This is a genomic window from Collimonas sp., from assembly GCF_035566375.1.
In the GTDB taxonomy this organism is placed as follows: domain Bacteria; phylum Pseudomonadota; class Gammaproteobacteria; order Burkholderiales; family Burkholderiaceae_D; genus Collimonas.
On the sequence record NZ_DATMRK010000084.1, the window covers coordinates 124,218 to 145,937 of the forward strand.

At 58.3% G+C, this 21,720-nt stretch carries 14 protein-coding genes; all 14 read right to left on the minus strand.

Features of this window, described 5'->3' with window-relative positions:
- Positions 1–545: 545 nt before the first annotated feature.
- Positions 546–2,033, minus strand: a complete 1,488-nt coding sequence (locus VNZ60_RS24940; RefSeq protein ID WP_325664057.1) for an aldehyde dehydrogenase — start codon at positions 2,031–2,033, stop codon at positions 546–548.
- Positions 2,034–2,077: 44 nt separating this feature from the next.
- The gene (locus tag VNZ60_RS24945; RefSeq protein ID WP_325664059.1) at positions 2,078–3,622 is read right to left on the minus strand and encodes a flavin monoamine oxidase family protein; all 1,545 of its coding nucleotides are present in this window, start codon (positions 3,620–3,622) and stop codon (positions 2,078–2,080) included.
- A gap of 107 nt (positions 3,623–3,729) precedes the next feature.
- Positions 3,730–4,785: a WD40/YVTN/BNR-like repeat-containing protein gene (locus VNZ60_RS24950; RefSeq protein ID WP_325664163.1), complete on the minus strand. Its 1,056-nt coding sequence runs from the start codon at positions 4,783–4,785 to the stop codon at positions 3,730–3,732.
- A 21-nt stretch (positions 4,786–4,806) separates the two neighbouring features.
- Positions 4,807–7,167, minus strand: coding sequence for an efflux RND transporter permease subunit (locus tag VNZ60_RS24955; protein ID WP_325664165.1), 2,361 nt, complete (start codon positions 7,165–7,167; stop codon positions 4,807–4,809).
- A 201-nt stretch (positions 7,168–7,368) separates the two neighbouring features.
- Positions 7,369–8,748, minus strand: a complete 1,380-nt coding sequence (locus VNZ60_RS24960; protein ID WP_325664061.1) for a DUF1329 domain-containing protein — start codon at positions 8,746–8,748, stop codon at positions 7,369–7,371.
- Positions 8,749–8,812: 64 nt separating this feature from the next.
- The gene (locus VNZ60_RS24965; RefSeq protein WP_325664063.1) at positions 8,813–10,528 is read right to left on the minus strand and encodes a DUF1302 domain-containing protein; all 1,716 of its coding nucleotides are present in this window, start codon (positions 10,526–10,528) and stop codon (positions 8,813–8,815) included.
- A 488-nt stretch (positions 10,529–11,016) separates the two neighbouring features.
- Positions 11,017–11,781 carry a gamma-glutamyl-gamma-aminobutyrate hydrolase family protein gene (locus tag VNZ60_RS24970; protein WP_325664065.1) on the minus strand — a complete coding sequence of 255 codons (765 nt, stop codon included), beginning with the start codon at positions 11,779–11,781 and terminating at the stop codon, positions 11,017–11,019.
- A 134-nt stretch (positions 11,782–11,915) separates the two neighbouring features.
- Positions 11,916–13,265, minus strand: coding sequence for an NAD(P)/FAD-dependent oxidoreductase (locus tag VNZ60_RS24975; RefSeq protein WP_325664067.1), 1,350 nt, complete (start codon positions 13,263–13,265; stop codon positions 11,916–11,918).
- Complete coding sequence (locus VNZ60_RS24980; RefSeq protein WP_325664069.1) at positions 13,252–14,610, minus strand: glutamine synthetase family protein; 1,359 nt, start codon at positions 14,608–14,610, stop codon at positions 13,252–13,254. The genes VNZ60_RS24975 and VNZ60_RS24980 overlap by 14 nt, the downstream gene beginning before the upstream one ends.
- 161 nt (positions 14,611–14,771) lie before the next feature.
- Entirely contained in the window at positions 14,772–15,629 is an 858-nt protein-coding gene (locus VNZ60_RS24985; RefSeq protein WP_325664071.1) for a TetR/AcrR family transcriptional regulator, read from the minus strand.
- A complete protein-coding gene (locus VNZ60_RS24990; RefSeq protein WP_325664073.1) occupies positions 15,626–17,062 on the minus strand; it encodes an amidase in 1,437 nt (478 codons plus the stop codon). The genes VNZ60_RS24985 and VNZ60_RS24990 overlap by 4 nt, the downstream gene beginning before the upstream one ends.
- Positions 17,063–17,085: 23 nt before the next feature.
- The gene (locus VNZ60_RS24995; RefSeq protein ID WP_325664075.1) at positions 17,086–18,615 is read right to left on the minus strand and encodes an aldehyde dehydrogenase family protein; all 1,530 of its coding nucleotides are present in this window, start codon (positions 18,613–18,615) and stop codon (positions 17,086–17,088) included.
- Between the two features lie 60 nt (positions 18,616–18,675).
- On the minus strand, positions 18,676–20,277 hold the full coding sequence (locus tag VNZ60_RS25000) for a flavin monoamine oxidase family protein (protein ID WP_325664076.1): 1,602 nt from the start codon (positions 20,275–20,277) through the stop codon (positions 18,676–18,678).
- 28 nt (positions 20,278–20,305) lie between these two features.
- The gene (locus VNZ60_RS25005) at positions 20,306–21,703 is read right to left on the minus strand and encodes an APC family permease (protein ID WP_325664078.1); all 1,398 of its coding nucleotides are present in this window, start codon (positions 21,701–21,703) and stop codon (positions 20,306–20,308) included.
- Between the last annotated feature and the right edge of the window lie 17 nt (positions 21,704–21,720).

The following is a 21,720-nucleotide window of genomic DNA, read 5'->3' on the forward strand; positions in this document are numbered from 1 at the left end:
TCTGACAGCAGCAAAGAAGCAACTGGCCGACGTAGGGATAGAATTTGAGCTGCTTACTCCAGACGCATATGAGGCGGAAGACGACCCCTACTTCAATTTTGACGGCTTAGAGCGAATCGACTTCGTCAGCCAGTCACCAGCTGCGACGAACAAATCTGTTTACGAGATGCTCCTACCTTAAGCCGATCCGGCAATCTTACTTTTAGGAAAATGGTTCGCAGTAACGCGCTCTTGGGGAGCCAAGATTCTAAGGGGCCACATGCAAATATGGCCCCTTTTCTTTTGTCCAGATCAACAGCCCATGAGATTGACGGTTACGACGCTCTCGCTGAACGCTGGGTTCACTAAGAAGAAAGACGCTGCCACCATCCAAAACTTTTCAAGAATAAATCTTTCATAGTCTCTGCATGGATACCTAAAAATATGAAAGGCTTGCGATTGAGAGGTGGCCCCGCTTGTCAGGAATGGTGGCGGAAAGTAAGTTGTCAACAAAAACCCGGGTTCTCCTCATAGAAGCGGGCTTGAGTTGATTAGACCAGACCGTTTTACGTGATGTTGATCCAGATGGTTTTCAGCTCCGTATATTTATCGAAAGCATGCAAAGATTTATCGCGCCCGTTACCGGATTGCTTGTAGCCACCGAACGGCACCGTCATGTCATCGTCGTTGTACTGGTTGACGTGCACCGTGCCGACCCGTAGCGCCCGCGCAGCTTGGTGCGCCTTACGGATGTCCGAGGTCCAGACTGCGGCTTGTAAGCCGAAAGCGCTGGCATTCGCTTCGCGGATCGCGTCGTCCAAAACGGTGAAGCCGAACACCGACAACACAGGCCCGAAGATTTCTTCACGGGCGATCTTCATCGTGCTGTTGACGTTATCGAACAAGGTTGGCTCGATGTAATAGCCACCGGTCGCGGCGCGCACCTGCTGCCCGCCTGCCAGCAGTTGTGCGCCTTCCGTCTTGCCCGATGCGATAAAGCCCAGTATCGAGTTCAGCTGGATATTGTCGACGATGGCCCCCATTTCGGTAGCTTCATCCAGTGGGTCGCCCGGCTGGAAATTCGGTACCAGCGCCAGCGCTTTGGCAATGAATTGTTCCTTGATCGATTCCTCTACGAACAAGCGCGACGGTGCGTTGCAGCTCTCGCCCTGATTGAAGTAGATCGAACCCACCGCGGCTTGCACGGCGGCATCCAGGTCGGGACAATCCGCACACACGATGTTGGGCGACTTGCCACCCAGCTCGGTCCAGACCCGTTTCAGATTGGACTGTCCGGCATATTGCATGATCTGCTTGCCGATCCGCGTGGAGCCGGTAAAGCCGATGCAATCGACATCCATGTGCAGGGCCAGCGCGCTGCCGGCCTCATGGCCATAACCCGGCACCACGTTGAACACGCCTGGCGGAATACCGGCTTCCAGCGCGATTTCAGCCATCCGCAACGCCGACAACGGTGACTTTTCCGATGGCTTCAGCACCACGCTGTTGCCGACCGCCAGCGCCGGTGCGATTTTCCAGGAGGCCATCAGCATCGGGTAATTCCACGGCACGATGGCGGCGACCACACCGACCGGCTCGCGCGTGATCAACGCCAGAGCGGTGTCGGGTGTCGGCGCAATCTCGTCATAAATCTTATCGATCGCTTCGCCGTACCAGCGGATGCAGTTGGCCGCCGACGGCACGTCCACACTACGGCTGTATTTGATCGGCTTGCCCATATCAAGCGTTTCCAGCAAGGCCAGCTCATCCCGGTGCTGTAGCAGCAAATCGGCGAATTTGATCATGGTGCGTTTGCGCAGCGCTGGCGCCAGCCCGGCCCAGCGCCGGTCTTCGAAGGCCGCCCGCCCGGCAGTCACCGCGGCGTCGATATCGAGCGCATCGCAGCGGGCGACGTCAACCAGCTTGCGGCCATCGACGGGAGAAATACAGTCGAAGCTTGCGCCGGACTGCGCTCCGACACGCTGACCGTTGATGAAAGCGCGCCCGTCAAACTTCAATTCCGCAGCGCGGTCATGCCAACTTGTATTCGTCATTTGAATATCCTTAAATAGGTTCCGCCATCCAGGAGGAGCGCGAACTACACCTGTGCAGCAACCTCCGCTGCAGCTCTTTCTCCTGAGAGCACCGCACTTTGCATCGTGGAGTCGTAGATGACCGTATGTTCCCCGGCAAAGTGGATCTTCCCTTCCTGTACAGCTTCATAGCCTGCAAAGGAAGTCATCTGGCCGACCTTGTAATAGTGGTAGGTGCCTCGCTGCCAAGGACTGAGCGACCAGCGGTTCTCGTAGGACTTCCCGGAGTAGGCGGCCGTCGTCCCCGGGTACACGTGCTCGATCTGGCCGAGAAACCAGTTGACATCAGCGACGGGCGTCGGCCCGCGTAGCGGCCCGGTGAGACTGGAATTGGCCGGAAACGTCACCATCAGCGCCGGATGGCCGTTCGCCCCCAAAGGCACCGACTCGTCCCAGGCGGTTTGATAGCCGGACGGACCGGTATTGGTGATGCCGTTATAGCCGAGCGCCGGCCAGGTCTTGGTCGAGAACTGCGACGTAATCTTGGCGCCCTGCCCCATTCCCTGCTCATTGATCGCCTTGCGCTTCAGCACCGACAAACCGGCGCCCGTCAGGTCGACCAGGCGCAAGGTACTGAACGGCAGCGCGAGAACCACATGATCGGCTGTCACGTTCACAGTTGTGCCGCCGGTCTTGAACGTGCAGCAATACGTTCCATCGTTGTTGCGACTGAGTGCAGTCAGTTCGTAGCCCTGCTTGATCGTATTCGCGGGCAGCTGGCTGACCATCCCGCTGATAAGCTGGTCATTCCCGCCCTTGATGTGCAGCGCCTCGTCGAAGCCGCCGGTGTCGAAGGTCTGCGCACTACCCAGAAATTGCACCATACCCAGAGCCGAACTCAGTGCCGCCGTGCCGCCGCCGCCCACCTGAACCGTCTGAATGAGCTGCCCGAGTCTCGAATTCGGATCGAGCCCGATCTCCGCAAAATAATCCAGGCAGGACATATTGTCTATCCGGTAGGCCTCCGGCGTGTAATTGTTATAACTTGTCGTCGGACCGACCAGATTGTAGGTCGCGTTGAAGGCCGGCCAGGCCAGATTGACCCAGTCGGTTTGCTCCTGGGAGCCTTTGTAGACAGTGTTGTTAATCCAGCCAACGTAGTTACCCTTGGTGAGCGCCCCACCATTCACGGTCTCCGTCTGAAGTCCCAGTGATTTGGCCAACGCCAGGATATTGGTATCCGTGGTACTGATGAAAGTCCCACCCTGCTCACTGATCAAGCCGTTATCGAAGAATCCCCGCAACGACCAGCAACGGCCGCCGATATGGCTGGTATCGGCGTCATACACCGTCGCCGCCACGGGCGTGGCGCGATTCCAGAGGCTGTGAGCACAGCGCAGTCCGGCCAACCCGGCACCGACGATCACCACGCGCGGCGCGCTACCCATCGCGTGCGCCACACCACTCCAGCCAGCGGCAAGCGTCACCGCGGCGGCAGCGCCCGTGCCGAGAATTTGTCGACGGGTTACCCCCTTGGTTTTGGCGGTGCTGACCTGATCTGCGTGCGTGATTTCTGCGGGCTGGGTCGGTATGGCGGAAATTTTTTTCATCACTTGCTCCATTTCATTTTAGTTGGTTGATTACGTGAGCTAAGATCAAATAACAGGGAACTCCATAAATAGAAAACCGGGATTTTTTTGCGTAAGTCCTTTGGATATTATTCGCTGGCGGCGCTGCCGGATTTGAGTGGCCCACCCATTGAAAACGCCACCAATTTGCCACCTGGCGCGATCACCGCCGCTGTAATGTCCGCACGATCCGGACGCTGCGCGGTTGAAAACGTGAGGCCCTTGTCGCGACTGGTCAGGACAACACCATCGAGACCAGTTGCCATGACGGCGCCGTCTTCCGTCTGAATGATTTGGGTTATCGAACTTTTTGTCCCGGTTTGGGATGCTTGCCAGCTTTGACCTTGGTCAGTACTGCGCAAAATTGATCCGCGCAATCCTCCCGCGAGCCATGTTCCTTCATCGAGCACAGTACCTGCCCATAGCGATCCCTTGTAACCTGTATCAACATATGCCCAGGTTTTACCGTCATCCTCCGAGCGGACAATCGTCCCACGCTCCGCTGAGATTGCAAGTCCTCCACTGCGATCAGGAAAGATGCAAAAAAGATTCCTGTCCGCCTTTGAAGCGCCCGGGGGCTTGGGAAGACTCACGCTGTTCCAAGTGGCGCCACCGTCTCGCGTACTCAATAACAGCGACCAGAGGCCGACAGCCCATCCCTCATGTTCATTCTTGAAATAGACGGAAAACAATGGCTGATCAACCTTGACATCGCTGCGCTGTAACTTCCATGTTTCACCACCGTCGATAGTCTTCAGAATCGCGCCCCAATGCCCGACAGCCCAGCCGACCTTCGCATCAACGAAATTTACCGAATTCAGCGTCGAAGAAACAGGCACCGATTTTGCCTGGCGAAATACCTGCCCGTCGCTATCGGACAACAAGACGACGCCATGCTCTCCCACTGCGACAATGCGATTCCCCGCCCTGGCTGCCGCCAGCATCATTGAAGTTTTCGCCCCCGGCCCAATTCTGGCTGGAGTGATTTTGATGCTTGGCAACGCTAACTCTGCGGAGCTAGGAGCCGCCTCCTGAGCAGCCTGCGCAAAGACCGTATCGGCGACAAGATACATCGCGCATGCCAATGACATGCGAAGCAACAATGCGTGACTTCGAACCATGCGGAGTAAAAATAGACAGACCATATTCACCGTGAGCTCCTTGAATTAATGACTGAAAAGACCAGGCGCACGGACCGGACTGGTACGCGGAAATATTTTTTCAAGCAGAACAACTAGCGCAGGTAATGCAGTCAGTGCCATGATCAGATTAATCATGAACATGAAAGCCAGTAACTTACCCATATCCGCCTGGAACTTCAGCGCTGAGAATGACCATGTCGCCACACCGATCGCTAGCGTCAGTGCCGTAAAAATCGTCGCCATTCCCTCGAATTCCAATGCGTGTTCCATCGCGCTGTGAATATCTTCACCCATTGCCAGATGCAACGTCAGGCGATTGTAGATATAGAAGGCGTAATCAACACCAATGCCCACCGCAAGCACCATCACGGGTAACGTCGCTACAGTCAGGCCGATCTGAAACTTCTCCATGAACCAATATCCAATCGAAGTGCCGATCGCTAACGGGAAGCAGCATGCAATCATGGCGCGGAAATCCCGATACACGAAGAAGACCAGCAAGATGATCGCTAAATACACATACAGCATCATCGGCAGCTCGCTCTTTTCCAGCACATCATTGGTGGCCGCCAGCACGCCTGCATTACCCGCGGCAAGGCGGATTTTTACGCCGGGGATGGCGTTTTCCGCGCTGTACTGCTTGATGTCGGCTATGACATTCTTGATGGTTGTTGCCTTGTGATCGGTCAGGTACATGTGAACTGCCGTCATGCTGCAGTCTGCATTTGCATATCCCCGAATGCGTCCAATTTCGGTACTCAGGCTGGCGTCGGTGCCCCCATCAACCGGCACCACATTCATTTTTGGGTAGCCTTCGTTATAGCCTTGGTTATAGGTACGCAGCATGGTGGAATACGACGACACCGACGCCACGCCGGGGACGTCGCGCATGTGGGTGCTAAAGTTGTCGACAAACGTTCCAATGGCGGGATTAACGCAGGAGTCGGGCGGCGATTCGACCACGATGGAAAGCCAGTCGAGTCCGATGTCAAAATTCTGTGCAATTGACACTGCATCGAGATTGAAGCGCGAGTCTGCACGAAGTTCCGGCGCCCCGGGTTGAAGCGTACCAACCACCCGATCCCGGCTCTCGTACAAAGACACACCGAAAACAAGCAACGCAATGCAAAGTGTGATGATCGCATTCTTTGGTTCCGCGACAAACGACAGCATCTTTGTCCAACGGATTCGCTGAGCGCGCTTTCTCTCCGCTTTCTTGGCAAAGGTCTCGTCAAATTTCAGGCAGGAAAGCGCGACCGGCAGCATCACCAGGTTGGTCAGGATCTTGAATCCGACGCCGAGCGAAGCGGTAATGGCAAGCTCACGAATCATGGGTATCGGTACCAGCAACAGCGTCATAAATGAAACAAACGCTGTGATAAGCGCCAGGACACCCGGGATGAGGAGTCCACTGAAACTTGCGCGGGCGGCGGTCATGACCGACTTTCCGTTGCCAATGCCGCGAACGAAGAAGTTGATTTGCTGGACACCGTGCGACACGCCGATGGCAAATACCAGAAACGGAACCAGCACCGCCAGCGGATCAAGTCCGTATCCGATCAGTCTCAAAGCGCCAAATTGCCAGATCATCGATGTCAGCGAGCACATGATGACCAAGACTGTCAGGCGCAAGGAATGACAGTACCAAAACACCGCCAAGGCAGTCAGAAGCAATGCAATGGCACAGAACACGAGTACGCCTGAAGCACCTTTTGCGATATCGCCAATCTGCTTCGCGAATCCAATGATCTGAATTTCGTATTTACCGTCCTCGAATTTGCTGCGAATGTCTTTTTCCAGACGCCGGTTGAAATCGATGTAGTCCAGCTTTTTGCCGTCCGGCGCTACTTCATTGAGCTCTGCGGTAATCATCGCTCCGCGCTGGTCACGAGAGACCAGCGAGCCGATATATCCACCCTCGCTTGTCAATTTACGAATTTGTTCAATGCTGTCAGGAGTCAGATTCCCTGGCGTGATGGTTCCCGCAATCACAGGCTCAGCCTTAAAACCATCCTCGGTAATTTCATTCACAAAACTATTCGGCGTCCATAACGACTTTACGTTGACGCGATCAACGCTTGGCAGGAACTGCACTGCCTGGGTGACATCCTCCAAGCGTGTCAGGCCTTCCTTCGTCCAGATCGTGCCAGCGCGTGCGCGAACTACGACGGTAATGCGATTTGCCCCGAAGAGCTCTTCCCGATAATGATTAAAGGTCTCAATGTATTCGTGACCAACAGGCATCTGCTTTTCAAAGCCTGCCTCCATACGCAACTGAACAGCGAAAACCGCCATCACTGCCGTAATCACGGCCAAGACGCTCAACGTCAACGCGCGATGCGAGAAAAGCCAGTTTTCAAACCTGGTGACTAACTTGTTTAGCACTACGATCTCCTCCGTGTTGCTGGTTGTTGCCTGGTTTTTCGGATGTTTTATGAATTTTTTTCTCGAAAAACCAACCATTTGATGCTGATGATTCCGGCACAAGCCGCGACAAACCTTGCCATGCTAGAGATTCTCTATGTGGCGAGGTTTGCCTCCGGCGTGTGTTAAAGCTTGTGTGTTAAAGCTAGTGTGTTAAAGCTATTAACGCTCGCTGATCGCTCTCAGACTTTCAGCGGTATAAAAGCTTTGCTTCATATGAGGATTGCTTCCTGCTTCTACGAGCCAGTGAGCGTCCTTCCCGGTCCCAAAAACAACGTTATCTGCGACAAAGCGACCGTTGTTCAGGTCGTACATATCCAACACAGTCGGAACACATGCACCGACTTCCCAAGACGGGATGTTTTGGTTTTCTTTGTATTTCCAGATTTTTCCCTGAGCGTCATAGTCATCGCCAGCCACAGCAATCCAGCTATCTTCATCGAAATACATCACTTTCTTCGGCGCAGAATGGCGGAAGCCCTGCTTGAGGGTTCCCTCGACAACCCAGACGCGATGCAATTCATAACGGCCGAGAGCCGGGTTGATTATGTGGTCCTGAAAGGCGTCCGATAGTTTGATTTTTCCGTCGCTGAACTTGAAATTGTTGTAAGGGATATACATCTCCTTCTTGCCCACCAATTTCCAGTCAAAACGGTCCGGGGTGCCGCTATACAGGTTGGTTGCATCGACCGGGTACTGGTTTTCAAAACCGATGACGGGCGCGTCATAGGTGTACGCAGGCAGACGTCGCACCCGACGTTGGCCGGTAAAATAGTAGAACGTTTCATCGTCGTTTTTAAAGTAGGCACTCGCAACCAGCCCCTGACCAGCGAAGGCAGCCGGACTGGTATAGCTATAGTACAAACCGAACAGGAGTCCTTTGATGTCTTCCAGGGAATTCGCCCCCTTTTTGCCGGACGGCGTGTAAAGAGCTGATTCCCAACCGGCTTTAATCGGTTCCGTTGAGCCTGGTCGTGGAGAGACGTAAGTCCATCCACTCGGTATTTCCATACCGACGCCAATGTAGAGAGCAAGATAATTCCAGATCACGTCGATCCCCCTTTTTGGGATCGGAAACGGTACGCCAGGCAAAACCACGTCCTCCAGCGACCAGCCGTCGCTCCCAATCTTCGCGTGTGCCACATTGGTCTTGGTGTTGGCCTGAGCGAAGTCCGGATATCCACAGTTGCGGTGGCTCGGATAAATATCCATCCGATATCCTTTGGTCTGCTTGATCAGTACTGTCTGCGCAGGCGACAGCTTGTCAGCATATTTTTCGACGTTTGAGGCATCGATAGAGAACAACGGCTTCTCTTTGCCGTACTCCCAATAGTCTTCGCGGTTTTTGCCATAAGCCCAGCCATCCTTAGGCGCACTTTTGGCTCCGAGTGGCGGAATGGAGCCGTCTTTATTCCCGCCTTTTTCTGCGCCAACCGGTGACAATTCCGTGCCAAGTTTATCGGCATCAGCAGCCAAAACACCACTCGCTATGCACATGGCAATCATGGCGGCGGCAGTTTTCAATTTCATCTCCATCTTCATTTTATTTTCCTTTTATTTATTTAAAGGTTTGAAACATCATTCAGCTTGGCCTGGAGCACCGGGATTAAAAATTCCGGGTGGCGTAAAGGCCAAGGAAATTTCTATCTGCATACGGCTGAGCAAAACCGCTATTGCCGCCATAGAACGCCGTATAGTTAATTCCGGCCTGCCAGGTTGCCGGGTTTTGCGTCAATAGCACGTAAAAATTGGCTGATTTCGCACCACGCGCGTAATTTGCGGTGAAGTTTGGCGTGTACCCTGAAAACGAGTTGGAGAACGTGACGCCAGGCGTCACTTGCCAGCCATTAAGAACGGATCCGTCATAGGTCCAGTTGAAGTCCAGCGTGTAGCCGGCGGACTTCGAAGTACCTTGCCCCGTCGCGATCGGATAGCCACTACCAGAGTTATAGTCCAGCCACGTGTTGTATCCGGCGGCCGGCAATTGATATACAGCTTGTCCATTTGCCGTGCTTGTATACTGCTTGTTCGAATCAATGCCCGGGTAGTAAATCACCGACATCTCTGCAGTAAACTGTGCCTGATCAGCACCCAGCCACTTCACCACAGGATGGCTGGACGGCGTCATGGATAACAGGCCGTTAAGGGTAAACTGGTACCTCTTGTTATCCTTGAACATAGTGCAATTACCTGACGCGCCATTCGTATTCAGATCAGCCGGCCCGCCGGCCAGGAAGCATGAGGACATGGAAACGGCATCACGCGGCCGATAGGAAAGCTCGGAAGAGACCGCCCAATGTCCCAAGGGGAAATTCATGCTGACACCGAACATGTCACGATTTTTCTGATACGAATACTGACCAGCGGTGCCGTTGCCCACGGTGCTCAATACCGGCGACTTGTCCGTATAGCTTTCATAATAGGCGCCAAAATTGACCTGTGCGCCCTGGGGACTATAAGCAAACTTCAAGCCATATTGCGGCCTGTTGTTGGCCACTACGTTGGTATACGGGAACGCCGTTGTGGGATCCAGACCGCCAACATTAAAGTTGGATGGATTAGACAAGGCTGGTATGGCGCCGCGCCCGGTACTATTGGAAATAGACCAGTAGCTACCAACTGCGGGATAAATATTGCCCATCCATTGGAACTGGTAATAGGCTTCCGTGGAAAAACCAGCCGGCAAACTACTCGCGAAACTGAGCATTGGGGCAGGCAGCAATGCCTGCTTAAGCTGTGTTCCCGGAGTCAGTAAAGTCTGCACATCCACCGCATTGGTAGCATTGATGCCACCGATCGCGTAAATGCTCTCGCCCCAGTTGATTACCTGATTCCCGAGTCGCAAGTGCGCGGCCTGGTCATCGATAGAGAAGTCTTTTTGGAGCCACAAGTCGAGTATCTTCGCCCGGTGATCCATCTGTGCGCGTGCATCGCTGGCCAAGGGAGTCGTCTGCGTTTTTTGCGCCATAGGATCCAAAAATGCAGTGCCGCGGGCGAGGAATTTCAGACCCTCGGACGGCATCTTTAACAGTACCTCACTTGTCAGGCTCAGATATCCGGTGAACAACTGGTTCTTCTTGTAATTCAGGTTCCCGTTGTCGCCGTTTGCCCATTGATCCGTGTTGACATTCGCTCCGCAGCCATAGGCATCCGGCACGCCTATCAAAGAACAGCTCGGATCCTTGGTCCGCATCCCAAGACCGGCCGTCACGTTTGAATTAACACTGCCCTGTATCGACCCGGTGTCGAATTCCAACGCCGCTGCCTCGCTAACCGCAAGCGCCGATATTCCGGCGAAAATCCATGCATTTTTCCGACGCATATTCCCATCTCCTTTTAGTTTTTATAATTTATTCTTCATTTTTTCTTAATTCAGTGAAACTGGAATTACTATAACCGAGTAATTGTTCGGCTTTCAAGCGATATTTGCCATCCCTGTGAATTTAAGCAAAAAAGCCTCGGAGACCGCCACACAGCAACCTCCGCGTCGATATCGATGCCGGCCGCGATCTCAGCAAAACACTCCCCGCTGGCCGGGCAGACCACCCACAGGAAGCCGCTGCACGCCAGCTTAAGAAGGTGTCGTCGATAACAGAGCAAGTTGCCTATATGTCCCCTGCCTGCCCCCTACCCGCTCACGCCATACCCAGCGTCAGGCCGATGTTGCGGAAGGTACAGCTCCCAGGTGAACTCCTGAGCACCTCCTCATCAAACCGATTGTTTACTCGGCTTTGGTAAAATATTAACGGAAATAACAAGGCAGGCGCACCGTCAAGGAAAGGCCTGACGGCGCCGAATTACCGTCGGCGCTCACGGTCGTCCGCGCTCGGCTTGATAATCGCGGCAAGCCTGGCCGAAAGCCCCGAACAGGCGCATAGCTTCGGGGTTATCGGCGACTCGCCATTCAGGATGCCATTGCACCGCCATCGTGAAACCGGGCGCAGCGGTGACGGAAAAGGCTTCCACCAGGCCGTCGGCAGCGCGCGCCTCCACGGTCAGGCCGTCGGCAAGTCGGTCGATGCCCTGACCGTGCAGTGAATTCACGCTGAGTTCACCGGCGCCGCCAAAAATCTGCGCCAGGCGCCCGCCGGCCTCGACGACTACGGCATGGGACGGCGCGTATTGCCGCTCCAATGTATCTGCCTTGTTTTCGCGGTGATCGTGCTTTCCCGCTACGTCGTGAACGGCTTGATGCAGGCTGCCGCCCAGCGCCACGTTGATCTCTTGAAAACCGCGGCAGATGGCCAGCAGCGGCAGACCGCGTTCCAGCGCGGCGCGAGTCAGCGGCAGCGTGGTCGCGTCGCGCGCCGCATCTTGAGGCAGCTTAGGGTCAAGTACATCCTGATCGTAATGACGAGGATGGATATTGGAAGGCGACCCCGTCAGCATGATGCCGTGGCAGACGGAAAGAACAGCCTCAAGGTCACTCGAGTCCCCGAGCGCAGGCAGGATCAAAGGTGCGCAGTCCGCGCCGAGAACAACCGCGTCGACGTATTTGGACTGGGCGGCATGACTCTGCTGAACTCCGATTTGGAGGGCGCATGCGGGAAGAATGATAATTGGACGATGCATCATGTTTGTAATCGGTTTGTAATCGGTTTGTTATCGAATTGTTTGTTATTGAATTTATCTGGAACCATTTTTTGGCGAGGGCAGCGGCCGCAGATTCCAGATCGGTTCCAGGCGAAACCAAAGCGGAATCCCCCACCTCATCGAAACCTCTCCATCATCAGGAAATAGCGCATCCCCAGCGCCAATAACTGCCGCCCCATCCAATCCCCCATCGGCACCCGCACATGGCTGAAGCGCTGAAACACATCAAACTTATCCATCGTCCCGCCGATAGCTTTTGCCATCACCTCCCCCACGATATGCGAGGTGGCCAGGCCATGCCCCGAATAACCCTGGGCATACCAGACATTCGGCGCCAGCTTGCCAAGCTGGGGAATCCGGTTGATCACGATGCCCATATCGCAGCTCCACTCGAATCCAATCTCTACTCCGCGCAACTGCGGGAAAGTGCGTTCGATGCACGGGCGCAGTTCGGCGGCAATGTCGCGTGACGGCTTGCCTGAATAATTGGCGCCCCCGCCAAACAGCAAGCGTCCATCGGCAGTCATGCGGTAATAATCGAGCACAAAGCGGCTGTCATAGACCGCAACGTCCTGCGGATTGAGCTGGCGCGCAAGATCCCCCAGGGGCACGGTCGTCACAATTCCACCGGCGGCGGGAAAGATCATGCCGCCCAGCTTGCGCCGTTCCAGCTTGTGGTAAACATCCCCGGCGAGCAGAATCTGGCCGGCGACGATGCGGCCCTTGGGCAGGCGAATCGCCGGGGTCGCGCCGTGGATAATCTCCAGCACCGGCGAATCTTCGAACACCAGGCCACCGAGGCTGGCAAGGGCGCGGGCCTCGCCCAGGCACAGGTTCAGCGGATGCAGGTGCATATTCTTCCGGTTGTAAATACCCCCATGGTAGAGAGGCGTATCGAGGAAGCGGCCGATGTCCTTTCCCTCCACCAGTTCCACCATGTCGGCCATACCGCGCCGGGCCATGTCGTCGTAGGTGGCGCGCATCGCGCGCATGTGGCCGGGGCTGTAAGCGGTGTGCAGATGGCCGAACTTGAGATCGCAGGCGATGCCGTATTTCTCGATGCGCTCGCGGATGATGTCATGGCCGCGCCAGCGCAGGTACCAGATGAACGCCGCGGCGTCGTCCTGACCGACCTGGCGAGCAAGCTGACGCAGGATGGCGCCGTCACCCGACAGGCTGCCTGTAACCTGCCCGCCGTTGCGCCCGGACTGGCCCCAACCAATCCGGTTGGCTTCGACCAGGGCGACCTTCTTGCCTTGCTCCGCCAGTTCCAAGGCGCTGGCAAGGCCGGTGAAGCCGCCGCCGATGACGGCGACATCGACCTTGACTTCACCTTCCAGCTGCGGGAAACAATGGCTGCTGTTGACGGTGGCGTTGTAGTACGAGTCAATACGTTGGATACGCTGGCTGCTCATGTTGGTTTTCCCTTGCAAACGGTCCGGGTTGCGCGCATCACGCGAGTTCAAGGTAGCGCTCCAGTTCCCAGTCGGTCACGCTCTGGTTGAAACGGGCGATCTCCCATTGCCGGGTTTGCACGAAATGGCGCACGAACTCCTCGCCAAACAACTCGCGCGCCAACGGCGAGCGCTCCATCGCCGCCGTCGCCTCGGCCAAGGTGCGCGGCAGGCGTTCGAGCTGTTCAGCGCCGCAGTTGGCGCCGGAAACCGGCGGCTGCTCAAGCGCCAGCTGTTGCTCGATGCCGTACAGTCCGGATGCCAGCGCTGCCGCAATCGCCAGGTAGGGATTGGCATCGGCGCCAGGGGTGCGGGTCTCGAGCCGCATGGCGTGGCGGCTGCCGGGAATGACGCGCAGCGACACGTTCCGATTGTCCACCGCCCAGGTCGGTTTTACCGGGGCCAGGTTATTACCCACCAGGCGCTTGTAGCTGTTGATGAAAGGGGCAACCATCGGCAGCAAGTGCGGCAGGCAATGCAACTGGCCGGCGATGAAGTGGCGCATGGTCTCACTCATGCGGTGTTCGCCCTGCTCGTCGTAGAAGCAGTTGCGCCCATCGCGCCACAGACTCTGGTGAAGGTGCTGGCCGCAGCCGGCGTACGCCTCCGAATACTTGGCCATGAAGGTATTGAGCAGGCCGTGGCGGCGGCCGATTTCGCGCACCGACTCCTTGAACAGGACCGCGCGGTCGGCCGTCTTGAGCGCATCGCCATAGCGGATCGCTGCTTCAAAATTGCCCGGTCCGGCCTCGGTATGTATGGCCTCAAGCGGCACGTCGATGGCGTTCAGGTTAGTGAACAGGTCGCGCACGAACGCCTGCTGGGCATCGATGCGAAACGGTGAATAGTTGGTCATGCCTTGGGTGGCGCTTTGCAGATTGCGATAGTTTTTGGCACGTACCGACAGCTCGGTCTCGGCCAGCGCAAACCATTCGAATTCGGCGCCCACCTGTGCCGAATAGCCCATCGCATCGGCCTTGGCCAGCACCCGTTTCAACAGTTGGCGCGGACAGATCGGCAACGGTGAGCCATCGTTCCGCGTGTGTTCGCCCAGGATCAGCCAGCAGTTGTTGTCCCATGGCAGACGGCGCGCAGTAGTCGGATCGAGCAGCAGGCCGATATCGGGAAGGCCGGTGTGAAAGCCGGTGAAGCTGACGTTGTCGTATAACTGGTCCTGGATATCCCAGCCGAAGACGGCACTGGCGATGGTGCCGCCGCCGTCGAGCATGCTGGCGATCTTTTCGCCTGACAGTTGCTTGCCGCGACAGACACCGTCGATGTCGGTGACCATGAAGCGGGCATACGTCTCGCTGGCGAGCTGGTCTTTGGAGAAGGCAATCGTGTGGCTGGAGTTCATGATCTTGTCTCAATTCTGGTGATACGACCGCATGGCGCGGCGTTCGCCGCCGCCAATGGGCGTTGCCGGCAATCGGATGTTGAGTGGAGGTGTCTGTGGCGGGACGGCGCGGCGCAGTGTACACACCGACGCCGGCTGTCCGCCAGGGGAAGGGATGGAACTTAGGTGACGTCCGGCGGCGCTTCCGGCCGCGGAGCTGGCCAGGATGCTGGCCGGGGATCTGACTGGGGTGCTGCACTGACTGCGGCTGCCGCCGGCCGCGCCTGTTCATTCATCAAGATGAGGTGGCCCGCCAGCGCATGCACGCAGATCCGATGGTGTGTATCAAACAGCGCGGCATGCGCCGGATCGCGCATGATCGATTCGATCAACAGGTAATGGTCGAGGATGGTCATGGTCCGCGCCAAGGCGCTGCACTGCTCTTTCCCGACGTACGGCAGAAGGTGGGAAATCGCATCGGTGAGCAAGGCGTTGACCTGCAGGTCGATCTGGCGTTCCAGCGCATGCAGCGCCGGCACCGACGCCAGCAAGGAAATCAGGACGCTCACGCCCGGTACCTGTTCGTACTGCGGCCGCACCGCGTCATACACCATGCCCATGTAACGGACCAAGTCCACGCAGCCTGTCTTGCTCGGGTGGATGACCGCGATCCCGTCCTTGACGCGCTCGAGCCATTGGCTGGCCAACGCATGGATCACCGCTTCTTTGTTGGGGAAGTATTCATACAGGCCGCCCACCGACAGGCCGGCGGCTTCGGCAATGCGCTTGGTGGTCAGCTTGGCCAACCCGCCGCGCGCGATTTCCTCGCCCGCGGCGTGCAGGATCACTTCAATCGTCTTGTGTCCACGCTCCTGTTGCGGAACGCGCCGCTTGGCAGCCGGCTTGGCTTTGGCCTTGCCGGTGGCGGGCGACTCTGACGAGACCAGAGATTTCTTATTGGGCATGCTGAGTTGCTTCAGTTTGGTAGTTGCAGGTAACGTGTCTGTAGGTAACGTGCCGATTATGCCACACGGCTTCATGCTTGCTGGCCCAGTGCAGGGAACTGCTCGATGAAGAGCCGCGACGTGCCCGCCCGCGCATGATTAGAGGCAACCCGGAACACCGTTTCATCGTCATACGCATTGGCGACAATCTGCATCCCGGTCGGCACACCCAGCTCCGACAAGCCGGTCGGCGCTGCCAGCACCGGATAGCGATTGAGCAAATTGAAAGGCGGTGTCAGACACCATCCCAGGTTGGCTTCGACCTGATGGGCTCCCACCTTTATGAAGGGCTCGGCCACCGGATCCTGGTCGGCCGCCAAGTCGGTCGTCAGCATCGAGGCGCAAATAAAGGCGGTATAGCCCTTGCCCCAGACCTTTTCATGCATGTCGCGGTGCAATTGCTGGCCAAGCGCCGCGCTCGGCATGATGGAAGGATGATGCACGGCGGCCTTCTGGCGCATGTGGGCGGTATAGCTGCACAGCTTGTCTGCGTCAGCGTCCGCGATATCGGTCATGAATTCGTCGACGAACAACGCGTTCAGGCCATCGAGCAGCACCTGGTTGATTTCATCGAGATCCCAACGCAGCGCGACTTCCTCGACGATGGCGCCACGCCGGCGCAGGCCCTCGAGCGCCTGCAGCAGGTTGTGCTCGATGTCGCTCGCCAGCGCCGGATGACCGAAGGCCGGGCTGTAGGCAATGCGCATGCCGCTCAGGTCGCCGTATTCTGTGGGCAGTGCGGTGTAAGGAAGCGTGGTGAAGGAAGTGGGATGGGGGCCGGCCAGCACGTTCTGCATCAGCACCAGGTCGTCAAAGCTGCGCGTCATCGGCCCCACCACTGCCTGCGTCATATATTCAGCACCAGGAGCGCAGGGCAGTCGTCCGGATGGCGGCTTGTAACCATACACGCCGCACAGCGATGCCGGCAGGCGGATCGAGCCGGCCATGTCGCTGCCGGTGGCCAGCGGCGCGACGCCGGCGGCCAATGCCGCACCGGAACCACCGCTGGAACCGCCGACGGAATATGCCGGAGCCCATGGATTGCGGGTGACGCCATACATCTTGCTCCAGGTGTGCCCAAGCACGCAGAATTCCGGATTGGTTGCCTGGAAATAGAGAATGGCGCCGGCGTCGAGCAGCTTGTCGACAATCGGATGGTTCTCGACCGCCACTTTGTCTTTGAACACGAGCGAGGCCTGCGGGCATGGCCAGCCCTTGACGCCGGTCTCTTCCTTGATGATGACGGGCACGCCCTCCAGCGGCCGGGCAGTGCCTTCAGCATAGCGGCGCCGCGACTCGCGCGCCATGGCGCGCCCCTGCTCCAGGAACAAACCGGCGGCGCAGTTGATTGTGGCTTGCTGGCGTTCGGCGGCTGCGGCCAGCACCTCGAAGTAGTCGACCGGGTTCAGGCTGCCGTCGCGAAAGCGCGTTAGCAGATCAGTGGCGGAGAGATAGGTAGTGTCTTGCATGCAGGTTTCTGGTCTAAGAGTGATCATTGAGGTGCGGCCATCTGGGCCGGATAAAAAGATTCGTCGGGGCGCGGCAGCCACCAGTCGTGGATGCGCGGCTGGTGATCGAGGATGACCATCTTGGTGCGGCGAAATGCATCCAGTCCACGCCGTCCGAGCTCGCATCCGAGGCCGGACATCTTGCTGCCGCTGAAAGGCAGCGCATCGTTGTCGATCAGCGGGTTGTTGATCCAGACCATGCCGGATTCAAGCCGGCTGGCCGCTTCCATCGCCTCGGCCAGGTCGGTCGTAAAGACCGAGGCGCCCAGGCCGAATTCCGAATCGTTGGCCAGCCACAGCGCTTGGTCGAAGTCGGCGACGCGGCAGATGGCTGCGACCGGCCCGAAGCATTCTTCACGCATGATGGCCATCTGCGGGGTGACGCCGGTCAGGATGGTCGGCTCATAGAACCAGCCGGGCGGGCAATCGGGCGGAATGCGGCCGCCGCAGACCAATTGTGCGCCCTGCTCAATGGCCTCCTGCACCAGGCGCGCCACCTTGTCGCGCGCGGCCTTGCTGACCAGCGGGCCGATCTCGGCCATGCCCATGCCGTCGCCGACCCGCAGCTGGCGGGTGCGGCGGGCAAACTCGGCGACAAAGGCGTCGTGGATCTGGTCGACGACGAAGAAGCGTTCGGACGAGGTGCACACTTGCCCGCTGAGCAGGAAGGCGGAATTGACGCAGCCAGCGGCGGCCACCTCGAGTGGCGCGTGGCGCGAGATGATCATCGGATCGCTGCCGCCGGCCTCGAGCACGCAAGGCATCATCTGCTGCGCGCAGGCGACGCCCACCGCGCGCGCCGCGGCAACGCTGCCGGTGAATGCCACCGCATGCGTGCCGGGCGATTGGATCAGCAACTGAGCAGTGTCGGCATTGCCGGGCAGGCAGGCAACCAGGCCGGCGGGCAGCGCGGCGAAATGCGCCATGAACTGCAGGGTGCACAGCGCTGTCGCCTCGGCCGGCTTGATGATGCAGGCATTGCCGGCGGCCAGCGAGGCGGCCACCGTCCAGCACAGCAACAGTATCGGATAGTTGAACGGCAAAATGTGCACGCTGACGCCGTACGGCTCATAGCGCATGTGCTGGAACGAACCGGCCAGGTTGGAACCGGCGACCGTGCCGCCATCGTCGCGCGCCATTTCGGCGTAATAGCGGAACACCGATGCGCAGATCGACAGTTCGCCCACCGCGTCCGGGTAGGGCTTGCCCATCTCCCGGCAAATCAGCTGTGCCAGCTCGCTGCGGATAGTCGAATTCTCGATCGCATGGGCGACGCTATGCAGCAGCGCGGCGCGGCTCTGGGTATCGGTGTTCTTCCACTGCTTCTGGGCCAGGTTGGCAGCGGCCACCGTGCGCTCGACGTCGGCTTGCCCGCACAAGGGGTAGCGCCCGACTAGCGCCAGCGTGGCCGGATTAATGGAGTCCTTGTGCTGTTCTGCAAGCGCCGGCGCATAGGCGCCATCGAGGTAAATCTGCGGGTGCAGCGGGTCAAAACAGGAAAGATTCGCAAGCATGGTATATCCAGTTATCTAAAGAATTCATAAAACCGCACATGCGGCAAAACTGCCAGCCACTCATTTGCCACTCAACGCGAGGATGATCGCGCTGGCGCAGCGCTGACCGCTCTCGACCGCACCGTTGAGGAAGCCGGCGTGCTTGACCGACGTATGTTCGCCGGCAAAGTGGCAGTTCCCCTGACGCACCCCCTGATAGCCGTGGTAGCTGGTGAGGCTACCCATTGGATGGGCGGAGTAGGCGCCCTTGGTCCATTCGTAGCCAGGCCAGTAGTTCAGCAGCGCACGACCGTTCCACAAGGGCTTGATTCCAGGGAAGAGCAGATCGAGCCCATTGAGTGCATCCGCAGCTTTCTGATCGGTCGGTTTGTCGTTCATCGCCAGCGCCACCTTGTCACCCGAGAAGCAGGTCAGGATGCCCTCGGCGCCCGGCTGGGCGCGCGTCACTTCCCAGCTGATCTGGTAGCCGGTATCGTTGTCGGTCAGGCCGGTGTAACCCTGCTCGCGCCAGATGCGGCGCTTGAACTGCATTTGGAACTTCGCATGCATGCCCATCCTGAAATTCCGGATAGTCGCGACCTTCATGCTGTCGAAGCCGGCGTTGCTGTAGTCGACCGCGCTCTGAAGGATTGAGAACGGCAGCGCCAGCACCACATGATCGGCCACCACATTGACGCTGCCGCTGGTGTTGCTGACGGTGTTGCTGACGGTATTGCTGAAGGTGAGCGTGTAGCTGTTGTCGCCATTCCTGACCAGCCGGGTCAGGGCATGTCCCTTGACGATCTGGCTGCTGTCGAGGCGCGCTGCCATGCCGCTGACCAGCTGGTCGTTGCCGCCGCGAATGTGGAAGCGCTCGTCAGAACCGTCTTCGGCGAAGAAGCCCACCAGGTTCAGTGCGCTGGCCTCGGTGGCGGCGATGCCGGCCGAGGTGTCCATCAGCAGCTTGAACAACTGGCCCAACTTCGAGCCTAGCCCACCCGGTACATAGCGGCTGATGTAGTCGGTGCTCGACATGTGGTCGAGCTCCAGGCCGCGCTGGGTATGTTTGTCGTAGGTCTGCGGCCAGGGCGCCGCGCGGTTGTCGGCGTCGAACTGGCCGGCGACGGCGGCGAAGTCGTTGACCTGCTGTTCATAGGTATAGCGCTCGCCGCCGATCCAGAAAGTCATCGCGCCGCCCTGCTCCTTGTCATAGGCAGCCAGGTCGTCCAGGGTCAGTCCGAGCTCGGCCGCCAGCTTGCGCAGCTCGACGTGTCCGGTGTCGATCAGTTCGCCGCCGTTCTCGGCCACCTGTCCGGGGAAGCTGGTGGTATTGGAAAAGCAACGTCCGCCAAGCCGGTCCGACGCTTCGTACACAGTGGCAGACAGACCGGCCTTCTTGAGCTCGTAGGCGCAGGCCAGGCCACCGAGGCCGGCGCCGACAACGACGACGCGCACATTGCTACCCCTGCTACCCTTGCTGCCACCGCTGCCGAGCGTGGCCGCCGCCGACAGCAGCGGGCTTGACGCCAGCATCGCCACCGAACCGGCGGCCGACATCTTGAGCAGCTGGCGCCGCTCGTGCTGCAGCGCCAGCGCCGCTTCGGTCGATACACCATGTTCGTTGCGCAGGCGCGCCACGTCCATCACCGAGGCCAGGATACGCTTCAAGGGAGAGTGTGCCATGTTGTCTCTTTCAGGCTTTTATATTTTATTAGGTGGCTTGAGGTGGTTCGGATACGTCGGGACTGCTGCCGGACTCGCAACGGATCTGGCTGGAAGATGCGTTCACGGCGCCATTCCAATAGCGCTTCACAAGCCAGTAGACGATACCGGTGGCGCACCAGCAGGTACCGACAGTCAGAGCCATGGCGTTCAGGCTGGACAGGATCATCACCACCGCCCAGATGCCAATCAGCGGCATGGCCACGTGAGACCGCCAGCTGTGGCCGGGACGACGGCCAAAGTGAGCCAACACGGAAAGATGCACGAACACGAAGCCGGTCAGCGCGCCGAAGCTGATAAGGATCGCGAGATCGCTGATCCGCTCGCTCATGAACAGCGCGATGGCCAGCGAGATGCTGGTCGAGACGATCATCGCCACATACGGATTGCCGTGACGCCGATTCACTTTGGCCAGAATCGAGGGCAAGGTCTGGTCACGGCCCATCGCATACAGCACGCGCGCCACGCCGACCTGCATCGGCAGCACATTCGGCACGCCCACCACCAGTGTCAGGAACCAGGCCAGCCCGATGGCGGCTCCCTTGCCGCCAATGGCGGCCGCCAGTTCGTAGATCACGGTAGCCGGATCGTGTATCGGGAAACCGGCTAGGATGTTACCGATCACCCAGGTGACCAGCACAAAAGTGCCGCCGGTCAGGGCCAGGTTGGTCAGGATCGCCTTGCCGATCAGGCTGGTGTCGCGATCCTTGACTTCTTCGGCCAGGGTCGAGACTGCATCGAAGCCGAGGTAACCCGTCACGCAGACCGCGGTGGCGGCCAATACGCTGCTGACATGGAACTTGCTCGCTTCAAACAGCGGCGCCATCGTCAACGCCGCGCTGCCCATGCCTCCGTGCAGGGCAAACAGCAACAGCGTCACCACGACGGCCACCAGCAGAAGTTGCAGCACGACCGAGACGCTGCTGACCCACGAGGTGACGCTGACGCCGAACCAGTTGACGACGGACGTGGCGCCAACCGTGATCACGATCCAGGTTGCGCGATCGACTTGCGGCATCAGGGTTTCCAGGCCCACCGCGCTCAGGATGTAGATGAAGGCGGGCACCAGCAGGTAGTCAAGCAGGATCATCCAGCCTGAAATGAAACCGGCGAACGGCCCCATCGTATTGCTCGCGAAGCTGTACACCGAACCAGCGCTGGGCATCGCCGACGTCATCACCGCATAGCTGTTGGCGGTGAAGTACAGGCATAACGCAGCGAGCAGGTAGGCCAGCACCGGCAGGCCGCCCGAGACAGCCCAGACGAATCCGGCCATGGTCAGCGGTGTCACCGGCGCGGTATAAGCCAGGCCGTAGAACACCAGATCGCGGTAGCTCAGCTGACGCTTGAGTTTGCCGTTTTGTTCAATCGGGGATGCGGTCGTCATGTTAGGGCACCCCATGC

Excerpts from the sequence above, each read along its gene's own strand:
- VNZ60_RS24995 (WP_325664075.1), bottom strand. The coding sequence starts at position 18,615 with ATGCTTGCGAATCTTTCCTGTTTTGACCCGCTGCACCCGCAGATTTAC.
- VNZ60_RS24960 (WP_325664061.1), bottom strand. The coding sequence starts at position 8,748 with ATGAAGATGGAGATGAAATTGAAAACTGCCGCCGCCATGATTGCCATG.
- VNZ60_RS25005 (WP_325664078.1), bottom strand. The coding sequence starts at position 21,703 with ATGACGACCGCATCCCCGATTGAACAAAACGGCAAACTCAAGCGTCAG.
- VNZ60_RS24940 (WP_325664057.1), bottom strand. The coding sequence starts at position 2,033 with ATGACGAATACAAGTTGGCATGACCGCGCTGCGGAATTGAAGTTTGAC.
- VNZ60_RS24970 (WP_325664065.1), bottom strand. The coding sequence starts at position 11,781 with ATGATGCATCGTCCAATTATCATTCTTCCCGCATGCGCCCTCCAAATC.
- VNZ60_RS24980 (WP_325664069.1), bottom strand. The coding sequence starts at position 14,610 with ATGAACTCCAGCCACACGATTGCCTTCTCCAAAGACCAGCTCGCCAGC.
- VNZ60_RS25000 (WP_325664076.1), bottom strand. The coding sequence starts at position 20,277 with ATGGCACACTCTCCCTTGAAGCGTATCCTGGCCTCGGTGATGGACGTG.
- VNZ60_RS24985 (WP_325664071.1), bottom strand. The coding sequence starts at position 15,629 with ATGAAGCCGTGTGGCATAATCGGCACGTTACCTACAGACACGTTACCT.
- VNZ60_RS24950 (WP_325664163.1), bottom strand. The coding sequence starts at position 4,785 with ATGGTCTGTCTATTTTTACTCCGCATGGTTCGAAGTCACGCATTGTTG.
- VNZ60_RS24965 (WP_325664063.1), bottom strand. The coding sequence starts at position 10,528 with ATGCGTCGGAAAAATGCATGGATTTTCGCCGGAATATCGGCGCTTGCG.
- VNZ60_RS24945 (WP_325664059.1), bottom strand. The coding sequence starts at position 3,622 with ATGAAAAAAATTTCCGCCATACCGACCCAGCCCGCAGAAATCACGCAC.
- VNZ60_RS24990 (WP_325664073.1), bottom strand. The coding sequence starts at position 17,062 with ATGCAAGACACTACCTATCTCTCCGCCACTGATCTGCTAACGCGCTTT.